The 14,487-nt window shown below is 37.8% G+C and carries 17 protein-coding genes; 9 read left to right on the top strand and 8 right to left on the bottom strand.

Annotated features, from left to right (window positions below; translation table 11 throughout):
• The 6 genes from AB8P06_RS01555 (at window position 1) to AB8P06_RS01530 (ending at window position 5,569) form a co-directional block, all read left to right on the top strand.
• A complete protein-coding gene (locus AB8P06_RS01555) occupies window positions 1-867 on the top strand; it encodes an NAD kinase (protein WP_369836953.1) in 867 nt (288 codons plus the stop codon).
• A 69-nt stretch (window positions 868-936) separates the two neighbouring features.
• Window positions 937-2,007 (top strand): class II fructose-bisphosphate aldolase, encoded by a 1,071-nt coding sequence (fbaA, locus tag AB8P06_RS01550; protein ID WP_369836950.1) that lies wholly within the window; start codon window positions 937-939, stop codon window positions 2,005-2,007.
• A gap of 90 nt (window positions 2,008-2,097) precedes the next feature.
• Window positions 2,098-2,952, top strand: a complete 855-nt coding sequence (accD, locus tag AB8P06_RS01545; protein ID WP_369836948.1) for an acetyl-CoA carboxylase, carboxyltransferase subunit beta — start codon at window positions 2,098-2,100, stop codon at window positions 2,950-2,952.
• Window positions 2,953-3,006: 54 nt separating this feature from the next.
• On the top strand, window positions 3,007-3,519 hold the full coding sequence (locus tag AB8P06_RS01540; protein ID WP_369836945.1) for a DUF6973 domain-containing protein: 513 nt from the start codon (window positions 3,007-3,009) through the stop codon (window positions 3,517-3,519).
• Between the two features lie 161 nt (window positions 3,520-3,680).
• Window positions 3,681-5,084 carry a nucleoside recognition domain-containing protein gene (locus AB8P06_RS01535; RefSeq protein ID WP_369836942.1) on the top strand — a complete coding sequence of 468 codons (1,404 nt, stop codon included), beginning with the start codon at window positions 3,681-3,683 and terminating at the stop codon, window positions 5,082-5,084.
• A gap of 92 nt (window positions 5,085-5,176) precedes the next feature.
• Entirely contained in the window at window positions 5,177-5,569 is a 393-nt protein-coding gene (locus AB8P06_RS01530) for a hypothetical protein (RefSeq protein WP_369836939.1), read from the top strand.
• A gap of 16 nt (window positions 5,570-5,585) precedes the next feature.
• Here the strand turns inward: AB8P06_RS01530 and AB8P06_RS01525 are convergent, their stop codons facing one another.
• From AB8P06_RS01525 to AB8P06_RS01510, 4 genes are all read right to left on the bottom strand, one after another.
• Window positions 5,586-6,467, bottom strand: a complete 882-nt coding sequence (locus tag AB8P06_RS01525; protein WP_369836936.1) for a ferric siderophore ABC transporter substrate-binding protein — start codon at window positions 6,465-6,467, stop codon at window positions 5,586-5,588.
• 30 nt (window positions 6,468-6,497) lie between these two features.
• Entirely contained in the window at window positions 6,498-6,896 is a 399-nt protein-coding gene (locus AB8P06_RS01520; protein ID WP_369836934.1) for an ExbD/TolR family protein, read from the bottom strand.
• Between the two features lie 9 nt (window positions 6,897-6,905).
• Window positions 6,906-7,610 (bottom strand): MotA/TolQ/ExbB proton channel family protein, encoded by a 705-nt coding sequence (locus AB8P06_RS01515; protein WP_369836931.1) that lies wholly within the window; start codon window positions 7,608-7,610, stop codon window positions 6,906-6,908.
• 175 nt (window positions 7,611-7,785) lie between these two features.
• Window positions 7,786-8,247, bottom strand: coding sequence for a hypothetical protein (locus AB8P06_RS01510; protein ID WP_369836928.1), 462 nt, complete (start codon window positions 8,245-8,247; stop codon window positions 7,786-7,788).
• A 169-nt stretch (window positions 8,248-8,416) separates the two neighbouring features.
• Between AB8P06_RS01510 and AB8P06_RS01505 the strand changes: the two genes are divergently transcribed.
• A complete protein-coding gene (locus AB8P06_RS01505; RefSeq protein WP_369836925.1) occupies window positions 8,417-10,213 on the top strand; it encodes a DUF885 domain-containing protein in 1,797 nt (598 codons plus the stop codon).
• A 144-nt stretch (window positions 10,214-10,357) separates the two neighbouring features.
• Window positions 10,358-10,804 carry a DinB family protein gene (locus tag AB8P06_RS01500; RefSeq protein WP_369836923.1) on the top strand — a complete coding sequence of 149 codons (447 nt, stop codon included), beginning with the start codon at window positions 10,358-10,360 and terminating at the stop codon, window positions 10,802-10,804.
• A 128-nt stretch (window positions 10,805-10,932) separates the two neighbouring features.
• Here AB8P06_RS01500 and AB8P06_RS01495 read toward each other — a convergent pair whose 3' ends face one another.
• The gene (locus tag AB8P06_RS01495) at window positions 10,933-11,553 is read right to left on the bottom strand and encodes an endonuclease III domain-containing protein (RefSeq protein WP_369836921.1); all 621 of its coding nucleotides are present in this window, start codon (window positions 11,551-11,553) and stop codon (window positions 10,933-10,935) included.
• A 32-nt stretch (window positions 11,554-11,585) separates the two neighbouring features.
• Between AB8P06_RS01495 and bcp the strand changes: the two genes are divergently transcribed.
• Window positions 11,586-12,032: a thioredoxin-dependent thiol peroxidase gene (gene bcp, locus AB8P06_RS01490; protein ID WP_369836918.1), complete on the top strand. Its 447-nt coding sequence runs from the start codon at window positions 11,586-11,588 to the stop codon at window positions 12,030-12,032.
• A 176-nt stretch (window positions 12,033-12,208) separates the two neighbouring features.
• Here bcp and AB8P06_RS01485 read toward each other — a convergent pair whose 3' ends face one another.
• The 3 genes from AB8P06_RS01485 to AB8P06_RS01475 are packed head-to-tail and all read right to left on the bottom strand — an operon-like array spanning window position 12,209 to window position 14,486.
• A complete protein-coding gene (locus tag AB8P06_RS01485) occupies window positions 12,209-12,751 on the bottom strand; it encodes a GNAT family N-acetyltransferase (protein ID WP_369836915.1) in 543 nt (180 codons plus the stop codon).
• Entirely contained in the window at window positions 12,711-13,382 is a 672-nt protein-coding gene (locus AB8P06_RS01480; protein ID WP_369836912.1) for a hypothetical protein, read from the bottom strand. The genes AB8P06_RS01485 and AB8P06_RS01480 overlap by 41 nt, the downstream gene beginning before the upstream one ends.
• 21 nt (window positions 13,383-13,403) lie before the next feature.
• Window positions 13,404-14,486, bottom strand: coding sequence for a mannose-1-phosphate guanylyltransferase (locus tag AB8P06_RS01475; protein ID WP_369836910.1), 1,083 nt, complete (start codon window positions 14,484-14,486; stop codon window positions 13,404-13,406).
• Between the last annotated feature and the right edge of the window lies 1 nt (window position 14,487).

Here is a 14,487-nt window from a genome sequence, read left to right as displayed (position 1 = left end):
ATGAAGGCAGCCATATATTCGCAGAAAAAAGATCTCGATACTTTTTTATATTTAAGCAAATTTGTTTCAGAACTTGAAAGCAGAGGCGTAAAATCTGTTCTGTATGATGAAATGGCCGATGCTCTTCAGTTTTCAAAAATATTTGAAACATTCAACTCCAAGCAGGATCTGATGGATAAAGAGGTGGATCTTTTTTTTACCTTCGGAGGAGACGGAACCATCGTCAACTCTCTGACGTTTATTGAAGACCTTGAAATCCCGATCGTTGGGGTAAATACCGGAAGATTAGGATTTCTGGCAAGCTTTACCAAAGAGGAAGCATTTAAAGAGCTGGATGCCATTTTAAAAGGTGATGTAAAAACCAGCCGCCGCTCTGTGATTCAGGTGGTTTCTCCACAATTGGAAGGCTTCTTTCCTTATGCCTTAAATGATGTTACCGTTTCAAGAAAGGAAACCACCTCTATGATTACGGTAGACTCTTATATTAATGATGAGTTTTTAAATGTTTTCTGGGGAGACGGGGTGATTGTTTCAACGCCTACCGGATCTACCGCTTACTCGTTGAGCTGTGGCGGGCCGATTATCTCTCCGAATAACGAAAACTTTGTCATCACTCCCATCGCCCCTCACAACCTGAATGTAAGACCTCTGGTTGTCAATGACAGGGTTGAAATAAAATTTAAAGTGGAAAGCCGGGTACCTCAGTACTCCATTTCTTTAGATTCAAGATTGATACACATAGAAACAGATAAAGAAATCATCGTTAAAAAAGCAGGTTTCCAGATCCTTCTTGTTCAGCCGAACAACCTGAGTTTTTATGAGACCATCCGCCAGAAGCTACTTTGGGGACGGGACAAAAGAAATTAGCAATTGAGCAAAATTTCTTACCTTTACAAGAATTTTAATACACCTATAATTTATATTAAAAAGTAAAACATGAGCAGAATTTTCCCGGCAGGAGTTGCCACAGGTCAATTAGTTACTGATATTTTTCAGCATGCTAAAGAAAATAAATTTGCATTACCTGCAGTAAACGTAATTGGTTCAAGCAACGTAAATGCAGTAATGGAAACGGCAGCAAAACTGAACTCTCCTGTTATCATTCAGTTTTCTAACGGTGGAGCTGCTTTTAATGCAGGAAAAGGATTGAGCAATGACGGTCAGAAGGCTGCTATTTTAGGGTCTATTGCCGGAGCAAGACACATTCACACTCTTGCAGAAGCTTACGGAGCTACTGTAATTTTACATACAGACCACTGTGCAAAGAAATTATTGCCCTGGATCGACGGATTGCTTGATGCAAGTGAAGAATTTTACAAGCAGACAGGTAAATCTCTTTATTCTTCTCACATGCTTGATCTTTCTGAAGAACCTTTAGAAGAAAATCTTGAGGTTTCTGCTAAATATTTCGAAAGAATGGCTAAAATGCAGATGACTTTAGAAGTGGAAATCGGAGTTACAGGAGGAGAAGAAGACGGCGTTGACAACTCTGATGTTGATAATTCTAAATTATATACCCAACCGGAAGATGTAGCATATACTTATGAAAAGTTAAAAGCTATTTCTGAAAACTTTACCATTGCTGCTGCTTTCGGTAACGTACATGGAGTTTATAAGCCAGGAAACGTAGTTCTTACTCCGAAAATCCTTGACAATTCTCAGAAATATGTTCAGGAGAAATTCGGAACTGCTGCGAAGCCGGTGAACTTTGTATTCCACGGAGGTTCGGGATCTACTTTAGAAGAGATCAGAGAGGCCATCGACTACGGAGTTATCAAAATGAATATTGATACTGACCTTCAGTTTGCTTATACGGAAGGCGTAAGAGACTATATGGTTAACAATATCGATTATTTAAGATCTCAGATCGGAAACCCTGAAGGAGAAGAAAAACCTAACAAAAAATTCTATGATCCAAGAGTTTGGGTAAGAAAAGGTGAGGAAACTTTCTCTACAAGATTGGTAAAAGCGTTTGAAGATTTAAATAACGTAAATACTTTAAAATAAGAACTGTAAAATTGTATTAATGTAAAATGTATTCATGACTGAAGATTTTTTATATTAATACAATTTACTTTTTACATTAATACATACAAAATGGCATTCGACTGGTTTAAAAGAAAAGCAAAAAACATTACCACCTCCACTGATGAAAAAAAGGATGTTCCCAAAGGTCTTTGGCATCAGACTCCATCAGGAAAAGTAGTGGAACATGAAGAACTTAAGAAAAACAACTACGTTTCTCCTGAAGACGGGTTTCATGTAAGAATAGGAAGCGCAGAATTTTTCGATATTCTTTTTGATGAAGGTAAATTCACTGAACTAGACGCTAATGTTGAAAGTATAGACATCCTGAACTTCAAAGATACGAAGCCTTATGCAGACCGTTTAAAAGAAGTAAAGGCAAAAACAAAGCTTACAGATTCCATCAGAAATGCTGTAGGAACCGTAAAAGGAACCGAAATGGTAGTTTCCTGTATGGATTTTGCTTTCATCGGCGGATCTTTAGGATCTGTGATGGGTGAAAAAATCAGAAGAGCTGTAGATTACTGTATCGCACACAAACTTCCATATATGATCATCTGTCAGTCCGGAGGTGCAAGAATGCAGGAAGCCACTTATTCTTTGATGCAGTTGGCTAAAGTACAGGCTAAATTAGCTCAACTTTCAGAAGCAGGACTTTTATATATCGCTTATTTATGTGATCCTACTTTTGGAGGGATTACCGCTTCTTTTGCGATGACAGCCGATATTATTATGGCTGAGCCGGGAGCATTGATCGGTTTTGCAGGACCAAGAGTTATCCGTGAAACGATCGGGAGAGATTTACCTGAAGGTTTCCAGACTTCTGAATTCCTACAGGAAAAAGGATTTGTGGATTTCATCGTGAAAAGAACTGAAATTAAAGATACGGTAGCAAAAACAGTAAATTTATTAGCTGTACATGCCTAACGTTTGTAACAAAAACAATACAATCTCTCTCTAATTGGGGAGAGATTTTTATTTATGAGGACTTTTAAAATATTTTTTAATACGATTCGAAGCATGAGCTTTAAAAAGATTTGCCGTCTTTTATCGCTTGTCCTTCCCCATCCTCTTTTTTCTTTATTAAGCTTTTACGCTACCGTGCAGGCTTTTACCATTGCTCAGAAACGTTTTCCCGAAACAGCTTCCAATAATGGTATAGGAAACGCTTTCAGGCATGCCCTCTGGTGCTCTTTCATCATGATTTACTGCTGCAAGGTTTCTTCTCCGGAAAAAGCTCTGGATTTCTGCAAAAGAATTACGGATATGCACGAAGAATTATTCCCTAATCAACCGCTGGAAACTAAAATGGATCTCCATAATAATAAAATCGGAATGGATTACTTCATGGAGCTCTTACCGGGAATACACCGTCAGTTTTTTGAAAAAGGGTTCTTTATTGATGCTTTGATCAAAAAAATGGATGATGCGAAAGTTTTGAAAAACCTGGATGATGATTTTGAAGGACATCTTGTCTATCTTGATGAAAAATAATTCAATCCATTAAGTATTGTTTTGTGCAGGTAAATTCTTCTGATCTTTTCAATATCACTCTGTCTTTAATCACTTATTGAATCTTAATGGTTCAAAAAAATAAAAATTTAAATAGTTTTACATTTAATTTATTATCTTTTCTAAAATTTTAATTTAATCAGATGGTTCTCAGCAGAATTTGGTCAGCATTTATTATCGTTGCCATTGCCATTGCAAGTATAAAATACGTCTCATCAAGCCATTACAAAACCATTTTCAATGATATGGTGGTAGGAAAAGGCGGTGATACGGTACAGATTGCAACCCAGAAAATGAATACGCTATCCCCGGTTGTCAGAGACAGCCTGATGAAAAACCCTGATTTTGCCGACAGCAGGATTCATTATAAAACAGATTCTCTTAAACAGGATGTCAAAGTGTATCGTGTTCAGGAAGCAGACGGCGTTATCGGGACTTCTGAAACCGCTGTAAAGATCTGTCTCGGCCTGATTGGGATCATGACGTTATTCATGGGATTCATGAGCATTGCTGAAAAAGCCGGTGGAATTAATCTTTTAAGCAGGTTTATTCAACCATTTTTCTCAAAACTATTTCCTGAGATTCCTAAAAACCACCCGGCTTTCGGGCATATGCTGATGAATTTCAGCGCCAATCTCTTAGGGCTGGACAATGCAGCCACGCCATTCGGTTTAAAAGCTATGGAAAGTTTGCAGAGCCTGAATCCCAATAAAGATACTGCAAGCAATTCCCAGATCATGTTCCTTTGTCTTCATGCCGGGGGAATGACATTGATTCCGGTTTCTATTATTGCCATCAGAGCTTCGATGGGCTCCAAAACACCGACGGATATTTTCCTGCCCTGTATGATCGCTACTTTTGCAGCGACTTTATCAGCAATGATCATTGTTTCATTATATCAGAAAATCAATTTGCTCCGTCCTGTTGTTATCGCTTATGTAGGTGGAGTTTCAGCTATAATTGCCCTTCTGGTTGTTTATCTGGTTCAATTAAGCAAAGACGAACTGGATACTTTCAGCAAGGTTTTAAGTAACGGTTTAATCCTCTTTATTTTCTTAGCAATCGTTATCGGTGCGGTTTATAAAAAGATCAATGTTTTCGATGCATTTATCGAAGGAGCTAAAGAAGGCTTTACTACCTGCGTTAAAATCATCCCTTATCTGGTCGGAATGCTTATCGCCATTTCTTTACTGAGAACTTCCGGCGTTTTTGATGTTATCATTGACGGAATGAAATGGGTCGCCAATATTGCCAGCTTAGATCCCCGTTTTGTAGACGGGCTTCCGACAGCACTGATCAAGCCTTTATCCGGTTCCGGAGCAAGAGGAATGATGGTAGATACGATGTCAACTTTCGGAGCGGATAGTTTCCAGGGAAAACTGGCAGCCGTTCTTCAGGGAAGCTCAGATACGACGTTTTACGTGATTGCCGTTTATTTTGGAGCAGTAGCTGTAAAGAATACAAGATATACGGTAATTGCCATGCTTTTGGCCGATCTCGTGGGGATTATTACATCAATCGCTCTGGCTTATTTGTTTTTTGCTTAATAAGTTGTCGACTAAACAGAATACAATGGTGACTTCGAGAGCCTCAGTTACCCACAATTTTAAAACATTAGATATTAAACTTTAAACCCATTATGATTACAGATAAAGAATTCACATTAAGATTAATCCGTCAGCTGACTCAGGCATTGGAAAAACTTATTCTGGATAAGCCCGAAGAAAGCATGATGCAGAAAGAACTGGATTTTGATTCTTTAATGAAGGATATTTTTAAGATTGACTTTACAGAAATTTCTTCCAAAACGAAGGAAGAGATTATTGAAATTGTAAACGAAAGACAGGAAAGAGATCATAAAGATTATTATGAAATGCTTGGAAACCTATTTTATTTCAAAGGAAAGGAAACCGGCAGCACAGACTTTCTGGACAAAGCAAAAACGTTCTATGAGCTGTATCTTCAAACCAGCGGAATTTTTGCACTCCCGGTTATCAACAGAATCAACGAAATAAAAAAAGCACTTTCATAAGAAGTGCTTTTATATTTTAGAAGGTAATTTTATAAGTTCCGGTTGAGGAGGTACTGGCCTTTTCTGCTTTCACATATTTCTTGACCCACGAAACGGATGTTGAAGATACACAGGGATCAGATATCCCTCCTGTCCTTCTTGCAGAGACCACATTTCCCGCTTTATCCACAGTATAGGCAATTGTAATTGATCCGCTTGCCGTACAGCTGTGTTGGGGCTGTGCTCCACCTCTTCCCATTGTTCCGGGGATATATCCGATTAATTTTCTGTCAATTCCTACTTTACTGTCACCGTTTCCATCTCCGCCTAAAGGATCTCCTGCATTTCCTATTCCTTCTCCTGTTCCCTGGCTTCCGGCTTTGGTTCCTCTTCCTTTTATTAAATTCCCGATTGCGGCAGTTCCTTTTCCATCTCCGTTTCCGGTTTTGGAATTGGCCGTTGTTGCGCCTGCTTTTTTAGTATTTTTGGAAGCTGTTGAACTGGTTACTGCTTTTTTATTTGACTTTGAATCGTCTTTTTTAGGAGCACTGATCTTTGAGTTGTTTCCGGTAATTACTTTATCCTTTGTTTCCACTTTCTTGGTTTCAGGCTGTGGATCCGGTTTTATAACGGTTTTTGTTTCAGGAACTGCTGTTTCAACAGGCTCAGGAGCAACTTCTTCCGTCGCTGCAGCCAAGCTTTCCGGTTGATCAGCCGGTTCCTCAATCCCTTTTCCGTTTCTGTTGTCTCCGAAATTAACCAGCATTGTGGTCACTACTTCCGGATCTTTATCTATTTCCGGTTTAAGCTTATAAAGAAAAACAAAAAGCAAGATGGCAGACCAGATCAGAACAGAAAGTATTCCACTCTTTATCCTGTCCCTGTTTTGCTCGTCTTTATTTACGGTATAACTTTTCATTTTTTGAATAATTCTTGCCTTATTACGGCATTATTTATCTTTAACGGTTGCAAGAGCAATATTGAATTTATGTTTTTCAGCAATCTCCATTACATAAACCACATACTTATGCATTGTGTTTTCGTCAGCTCTTATCGTGAAAGATTTATTGGTCTGGCTTGTCAGTTTATCAACAATAGCCTGTTCCAACTGAGCTTTATCAACCGGGTTATCATCCACAAAATAGGACCCGTCCGGTTTAATACTTACCGACAGAGGATTAGGAACATTATTATCAACACCTTCTGCCTTTGGCAAGTTTACATCAATCGCACTCTGATTGGCTGCAGACGATGTAATCATGAAGAAGATTAACATCAACAAGATAACGTCTGTCATCGCTGCCAAACTGAATTCGGGATTTGCTTTATTTCTTCTCTGAATTTTCATAAGAAAGAATTATAAAGGTTTGTTGATAAGATCTAAAAATTCTCCGGACATATTCTGAGCTCTCAATACAAACTTATCAATCCTTGTTAAAAGAATGTTGTAGAAAAAGTTAGCCGGAATCGCTACCGCCAAACCGACTGCTGTTTGTCCCAGAGCAGTATAAATACCTTCAGACAATGTTTTCGGTGAAAAAGAGCCTGTTGCATGTGATAGGTTAAAGAATGCAATGATCATCCCGATCACCGTACCCAAAAGTCCCAACATCGGGGCAATACTCGGTACTACCGCCAGAAGGTTAAGATTCTTCTCCATATTCGCAACTTCTACCTGAGCCTGAGATTCCATGGCGCTTACAATATCAGAAACGGGACGCCCCAATCTTGAAATTCCTTTTTCCAGGATTCTTCCTTCAGGCGAGTTTTGTCTTTTACAGTAATCTGCCGCCGAATCTATTTTGCCTTCCTTGATAAAGTCTTCGATATTATCCATGAAGTTGGAGTCGGTCTTTGAAGTAAGCCTTTTGATAAAGAAAAACCTTTCAAAAAACAGATATACGGAAAACACACCAAGCAGTAACACGGTCACCATCACTATTTTAGCGAAAGCTCCTCCGTGGAACATGATCTTCCAAAATGAAAATTCTAAATCTTCTGTAGCTACTGCAGGTGCAGCAATTTGCGCAAATAAAATCTGAGTAAGTTCCGTTAACAGCATTAATGTGAATATTTTATAATGGTTTTAAACGACAAAAATAATGGAATATTATTAATTGTTCTCTTAAAAATTGCTTAAAAACAACTTAAATTTTGTTATTGAATACAAATAGCAAATTCCTTTCCAAAAAAATTTGAAAAGAAATTTATATTCTGAATGCAGAAACAAAGACTGATTAATCTTCGTCTACCTCAATATCGTCCTGGCTGAATTCGCATTTAAGTCTGAAAGGAATGGGCTGATCTGAACCGGTATAGAAATCGTCGATCGTTCCTTTCCAGATAACCTGAAGCTCGCCTTCTTCATTTCTTTCAAAAAGAAGTTCATTGTCATAGATATAAGCGTCTTCATCATCAAACAGATCCACTTCAGTGAAAGTTTCATCATCTGAGTCGTTGATCTGAATTGTTTTTCCTTCGATTTCGCTGTTTTCAATAGGAAAATCGAAAACCTCAAGCGAAAGCTGCGGAAAATTGTATTGTAAAGAATCATCGTCTACATGATCCAAACCGTCATCCGTGATGATTTCAACCTCAAGAAAATGTTGTTGGTTACTGTAAACCGCCTTACAATAAGTATTTCTAATATTGTATTTTAGCGTTTCGTCCGGATGGTAAATTTTTAAAATCCCTTTCATTATTTCTTAAAAAAGAACTGTAATAGTATGATTGTTAAACGTTTTCAGCAAAGATAAAAAATAGATTGAATGTGAAAAATATTTTGAAAATTATTTTTTAAAAATCAACCTCAGGCATCATCCGTTTATCTCAATATTACTTACTTTTGTTTTCATAAAGATTCCGGAAATGAAAAACATTTTATCAAAAAGCATTTTAGGGCTGGGCCTGATGATCAGTCTCGCTGCCTGTAAAAAATCAGATTCCCCTTTAACGAAAGTCACTCCTACCAATTTAGATTCCATTGCAGCCAATTATTATGAGCAGTATCTTAAATTGTATCCGATGGACGCTACTTCCCAGGGTGATCTAAGATATAATGATCAATTGCCCATCAATATTGATAAAGATTTCATTTCAGGAGAGGTTGCCTTTTACAACTCGGTTCAGAAACAATTGGACCAGGTGGATTATAAAGGCTTATCCGATGATGATAAAGTAGTTTACGATGTTCTGGATTATACTTTAAAAGACAGGATTGAAGGTTATGCCTATCATCCGGAATATATTCCTTTTACCCAGTTTGGAGGACTTCCGTTGTCTTTCCCTTTGTTTGGAAGCGGACAGGGAAGCCAACCGTTTAAAACAGACAAAGATTATGCAGACTGGCTGAAAAGAATGGAAAAATTCCCGGATTGGATGGCTGCAGCTGAAGACAACTTCAGGGAAGGAATCAACAATAAAATTGTTCTGCCGAAAAAGCTGGTTATCAAAATGATTCCGCAGATGAAATCAGAAGAAATCACTACCGCTGATTTTGAAAAGAATATTTTTTATGGTCCTGTTAAAAACTTTCCAAAAGATTTTACAAAAGAGCAAAAGGATAAATATACTGCCCTTTATAAAGATGCCATCACTAAAAAAATCATTCCGGCTTATACCAAAATGGGCGCTTTCTTAGAAAAAGAATATTTGCCTAAAGCCAGGGAAACAGACGGCTATAATAGTCTTCCGAACGGAAATGAGATTTACAGATATTATGCAAAAAGCTGGACAACAACCAATAAATCACCTGAAGAGATCAATAAAACCGGACTTCAGCAGGTTGCCATGCTCCGTTCAGAAATGGAAAAGGTAAAACAGCAGGTTGGCTTTACGGGAACATTGGAAGAGTTTATCAATTTTGTAAAAACAGATCCAAAAGCAATGCCTTATAAAACCTCAAAAGAAGTATTAGCCGGCTTTAATGGAATCCTTGCCAAGATCACTCCGAAATTGAAGACCATGTTCAGCGTGACACCGAAAACAAAATTTGAAATCAGACAGACGGAAAAATTCAGGGAAGCCAGCGCAAGTGCAGAATATATCCAGGGAACTCCTGACGGAAAAAGACCGGGAATTTTTTATGTCCCGCTTCCTGACCCTTCAAAATTCAATGTAACATCCGGAATGGAATCTCTTTTCCTTCATGAAGCAATTCCGGGGCACCATTACCAGGTTTCTCTTCAACAGGAGAATACGAAATTACCGAAGTTTATGAGATTCGGCTGGTTTGGAGCTTATGGTGAAGGCTGGGCACATTATTGTGAAACATTAGGTCCGGAATTCGGATTGTACACAGATCCTTATCAGAAAATGGGATATTTAAGCGATCAGATGCTGAGAGCCGTAAGATTGGTAGTTGACACGGGATTACACACCGGGAAAATGACAAGAGAAGAAGCAATACAATATTTCCTGAGCAATATTTCTTATGATGAAGCCGGTGCTACCGCAGAAGTGGAAAGATATATGGCCATGCCGGGACAGGCTTTGGGCTACAAAATCGGATCTTTGAGAATCCGTGAACTGAGAGACAAATATCAGAAGCAGCTGGGAAATAAATTCAGTCTGGCAAGCTTCCACGATGAAGTACTGAGCCAGGGATGCCTTCCTTTAGATGTTCTGAACAGAAAAATGGAGCTTTGGGCAAAGAAACAGAAGTAAATAAAAACCGTTAACTAAATAGTTTAACCGCAGAATTCCCTTCTTTCAGAGGGGTGGCAAAATCAAAAATTTTGACGGGGTGTTTTGAAAAGCGAATATATTAACCACCCTGTTTTCTTCAATAACCTACAAAGTTTGAAAATTATGATCACAGAAAGTTTAAAATCCCTATACAGCAGAGATCTGAATAAGTTAAAAACAGAAATCGAATCTTACCAGAAAGAAGAAAACATTTGGAAAACAGATCAGAACATTGCTAATTCTGCAGGAAACCTCTGCCTGCACTTAGTCGGTAACCTGAATGCTTTTATCGGTGCAGAACTTGGAAATACGGGATACATAAGACAGCGTGACCTGGAGTTTTCATTAAAGGATGTTCCCAGAACCGAATTGATTGAGAAAATCACCAATACGTTAACTATGGTTGATTCTACCTTGAATCAGTTGACTTCCGAAGACCTGGAAAAAGAATATCCGCGTGTTGTTTTTGAAAATAAAATGTCCACCGGCTATTTCCTGATCCATCTCATCACTCATCTGGATTATCATCTGGGACAGATTAATTATCACAGAAGACTTTTAGATCTGTAGTTACCAGAAATCTTTTTCAATAGTAGAATCCGGATACATCCAGTGTCCGGACAAAAGATATTAAGATTTCAACTGCCCCGTCTTTTGTCTTGCAAAGATCTTCCCCCTCAGAGAAGGGGAATCAAGTCTTATTTTTCAAACATCATTTTGGTGATAAAGTCTTTATCTCCTTTTCCTCTGGCGGGAGAATATTCTCTTCCGTAAAAAATAATCTGAAGATGAAGCTTATTCCAGACACTTTCAGGCCAGATTGTTTTTGCATCTTTTTCCGTTTCTACAACATTTTTTCCAGATGTAAGCTTCCATTGAGTCATCAGGCGATGGATATGGGTATCCACCGGAAAGGCGGGAAATCCGAAGCCCTGGCTCATCACTACGGAAGCCGTTTTATGACCTACTCCGGGTAAAGCTTCAAGTTCTTCATAGGTTTGAGGAACAATTCCGTTATGTCTCTCAAGTAAAAGCTCTGCCATTCTTTTCAGGTTTTTGGCTTTCGTATTGGAAAGTCCGATCTCTTTGATCAGTTCTTTAATTTCAGAAACTTCCAGCTTAGCCATTTTTTCGGGAGTTCCGGCCACTTTAAAAAGGTTTGGGGTAACTTCATTCACTTTTTTATCGGTTGTCTGTGCAGAAAGCGCTACGGCAACCATCAGGGTGAACGGATCAGTATGTGCTAAAGGAATAGGAACTTCGGGATATATTTTTTCTAATTCATGCTGAACGAGTTCGGCTCTTTGCTTTTTTGTCATGTAACCATTAAATTTGAACAAAATTAAACATTATGCTGAAAGTTGGAGACAAATTACCCAAGTTTGAAGGAATAAATCAGGATGGGAAAGCGGTAAACTCATCGGAATTGATCGGAAAAAAATTAATTATTTTCTTTTACCCACAGGCCAATACTCCAACATGTACTGTGGAAGCCTGTAACCTGAGTGATAATTATTCTCAGCTGGAAAAAGCAGGATTCCAGTTATTGGGAATCAGTGGGGATACTGTAAAGAAGCAGAAAAATTTTCATAACAAATTTGCTTTCCCTTATGATCTGATTGCTGATGAAAACCATGATATCATTGAAAAATTCGGGGTATGGCAGGAGAAAAAAACGTTTGGTAAGACGTATATGGGAATCGTAAGAACTACTTTTATTTTTGATGAAAAGGGAATTTGTACACGAGTGATTGAAAAAGTGACTTCAAAAACTGCGGCTGAACAAATTTTAGGCTGAACAAATTTTAGAAGGATAATTTAAACACAAATCTCACTCATATTTTCACAAAAGATACATTTATGGATTTGTATCTTTTGTGAAATTATTGATGTTGTGACATGGGATTTTAACGAGCCTTTAAACTTGGGTAGGAGATTACTTCACTTTGTTCGCAATGTCAGGAAACGGGACAGTTATTCTGTTTCATAATACATGAGCTCTTCATCTTCTCCGGGAAGAGTTACATGATTTTTGAATTTTAATCCTAATTTTTCAATTAATTTCTGGGAAGAAACATTGTCTTTTGCGGTAATTGCGGAAAGTTTTTTCAGGCCAAACTCATCCATCCCGACAGATTTAACCTTTATTGCCGCTTCATAAGCATATCCTTTGCCCTCAAACTCTTCCAGAAGAGAAAACCCTATATCTACTACATCCAGCCCTTCCCTATCAAAGATTCCAACACCGCCGATCTTCTTGTTTTCGTCTTTGGTGATTACCATATAGTTTCCGAATCCCAGCTTTTCAAATTGCGGAAGGAATTTGTTTTTAATATAGTTTTCTGCATCGGAAACCGTCTTAATATGACGATCACCAATGAATTGTATAAATTTGGGTCTGTTATAAAGATCAAGAATAAACTCGCTGTCATCCAATGACATCGGACGAATGATTAATCTTTCCGTTTCGTAGAAGTTATTTTCTTTTGGTTGATTTGGCTGGTTTTTTAGGCTCATCTTTTGGTTCTTCTTTTTTTTCAATTTTTAAAAGCCGCGGGTTATTTTTACATTTCTTGTTGTAAAGCTCAATATAAGTTCCGTTGTCTTTTACATTGATTATTGTTCCGTTAGATTTACTTACCGTTAAGGCATAATGTGTTTTTTGATACGGGCATTCTTTTGAAGTCAGCTTACCCAGATCCATATAATAATTGGATTGGTCTTCATAATAGTTTCCGGCAATATCTTTAAATTCCTCATCTATCATGTAACCCTCTGTGATTGCTGCAATTGCCGCTTCCTCCACATTATCTATTTTTCCGATAAATCTTTTTAGCCCTTCAAGATCTGTAACATAATTCAGTTTTCCACCGGATGAATAAACAATGTAATAGAAACTGTCTTCATCAGGAAACAGGTCAAAGCCGGAGAATTGCGGTGCATAATCCTTTTTTGTTCCGGATATTTTTATTTCCTGGTCTTTTCCATACGTGTTGTAAACCAGCACCCAGAAATCATTGTTATCATTGGGAATTATTCTCTGAAGAACCGTTGAGATATTCGAAAATTTCTTCTTCTCCTGCGAATAAGTTAAAATCCCTAAAAGCAGAAAAATAAATACCGAAACCTTGTATGTGAATTTTGTCATCGCTTATTCTTCAAAGTATATTTACATGAATTTATCTCCTTTTTTGAAGTTTTTCAAATCGAGAACATAATCTTTTATCAGCTGATCATTATCCCTGGGACAAATCAGCAATGCTTTATCCGTATCTACGACAATATAGTTTTCCAGACCATCTATAACTACAGCTTTCTTATTGTTTCTGAGGCGGATGATATTTCCTTTAGCATTGTAGGTCAATACATGTTTCAGCTTTACAGCATTCTGATTTTCATCTTTTTCCGTATTCTCATAAATGGAAGTCCAGGTTCCGAGGTCACTCCATCCCAAATCTGAAGGAATTACATAAACGTTCTTCGCTTTTTCAAGAATTCCGTTATCAATGGAAATTTTCTGTACTTTCGGATAAATGAGCTCAATACAGCTGTTTTCTCCTTCAGAATTATATTCACATGCCATAAACTGCTGTGTCATATCCGGAAGATACATTTCAAATGCATGATGAATGCTTTTTACATTCCAGATAAATATCCCGGCATTCCAAAGAAAGTCTCCACTTTCCAGAAAGCTTTGGGCAATCTCAAGAATAGGTTTTTCCGTAAAGGTTTTTACTTTGAAATATTCCGAATTCTTTTTATCAACAAACTGAATATAGCCATATCCGGTGTCGGGTCTTGTAGGTGTAATCCCCAGGGTAACCAGATAATCGTTTTTTTCAGCAAGGTCAAAGGCAAGCTGTACTTTTTCAAGAAAAACCTCTTCCTTCAGTATCAGATGATCTGCCGGCAAAACAATCATAGTGGCATCGGGATTGATCTCAGCAATCTTATTAGCCATATAAAGGTTACAGGCTGCCGTATTTTTCATCAGGGGTTCCCCAACAATGTTATCTTCAGGAACTTCCGGTAACTGCTGATGAGAAAGACTTACGTATTCTTTATTGGTAATGACAAATATATTTTCTTTAGGAATGATCTTACTGATCCGGTCATACGTTTGTTGAATCATTGTACGGCCAACTCCTAAAATATCCTGAAATTGTTTTGGAAATTTCTGTGTGCTCATCGGCCAGAATCTACTTCCAATCCCTCCGGCCATTATAACACAGTATTTATCTGATATTGACATG

Source organism: Chryseobacterium tongliaonense, assembly GCF_041224435.1.
In the GTDB taxonomy this organism is placed as follows: Bacteria; Bacteroidota; Bacteroidia; order Flavobacteriales; family Weeksellaceae; genus Chryseobacterium; species Chryseobacterium tongliaoense.
This window is presented reverse-complemented; position numbering and strand designations above follow the sequence as displayed.

Excerpts from the sequence above, each read along its gene's own strand:
- AB8P06_RS01540 (WP_369836945.1), top strand. The coding sequence starts at position 3,007 with ATGAGGACTTTTAAAATATTTTTTAATACGATTCGAAGCATGAGCTTT.
- AB8P06_RS01530 (WP_369836939.1), top strand. The coding sequence starts at position 5,177 with ATGATTACAGATAAAGAATTCACATTAAGATTAATCCGTCAGCTGACT.
- AB8P06_RS01475 (WP_369836910.1), bottom strand. The coding sequence starts at position 14,486 with ATGTCAATATCAGATAAATACTGTGTTATAATGGCCGGAGGGATTGGA.
- AB8P06_RS01510 (WP_369836928.1), bottom strand. The coding sequence starts at position 8,247 with ATGAAAGGGATTTTAAAAATTTACCATCCGGACGAAACGCTAAAATAC.
- bcp (WP_369836918.1), top strand. The coding sequence starts at position 11,586 with ATGCTGAAAGTTGGAGACAAATTACCCAAGTTTGAAGGAATAAATCAG.
- AB8P06_RS01495 (WP_369836921.1), bottom strand. The coding sequence starts at position 11,553 with ATGACAAAAAAGCAAAGAGCCGAACTCGTTCAGCATGAATTAGAAAAA.
- AB8P06_RS01480 (WP_369836912.1), bottom strand. The coding sequence starts at position 13,382 with ATGACAAAATTCACATACAAGGTTTCGGTATTTATTTTTCTGCTTTTA.
- AB8P06_RS01485 (WP_369836915.1), bottom strand. The coding sequence starts at position 12,751 with ATGAGCCTAAAAAACCAGCCAAATCAACCAAAAGAAAATAACTTCTAC.
- fbaA (WP_369836950.1), top strand. The coding sequence starts at position 937 with ATGAGCAGAATTTTCCCGGCAGGAGTTGCCACAGGTCAATTAGTTACT.
- AB8P06_RS01505 (WP_369836925.1), top strand. The coding sequence starts at position 8,417 with ATGAAAAACATTTTATCAAAAAGCATTTTAGGGCTGGGCCTGATGATC.
- accD (WP_369836948.1), top strand. The coding sequence starts at position 2,098 with ATGGCATTCGACTGGTTTAAAAGAAAAGCAAAAAACATTACCACCTCC.
- AB8P06_RS01500 (WP_369836923.1), top strand. The coding sequence starts at position 10,358 with ATGATCACAGAAAGTTTAAAATCCCTATACAGCAGAGATCTGAATAAG.
- AB8P06_RS01555 (WP_369836953.1), top strand. The coding sequence starts at position 1 with ATGAAGGCAGCCATATATTCGCAGAAAAAAGATCTCGATACTTTTTTA.
- AB8P06_RS01515 (WP_369836931.1), bottom strand. The coding sequence starts at position 7,610 with ATGCTGTTAACGGAACTTACTCAGATTTTATTTGCGCAAATTGCTGCA.
- AB8P06_RS01520 (WP_369836934.1), bottom strand. The coding sequence starts at position 6,896 with ATGAAAATTCAGAGAAGAAATAAAGCAAATCCCGAATTCAGTTTGGCA.
- AB8P06_RS01525 (WP_369836936.1), bottom strand. The coding sequence starts at position 6,467 with ATGAAAAGTTATACCGTAAATAAAGACGAGCAAAACAGGGACAGGATA.
- AB8P06_RS01535 (WP_369836942.1), top strand. The coding sequence starts at position 3,681 with ATGGTTCTCAGCAGAATTTGGTCAGCATTTATTATCGTTGCCATTGCC.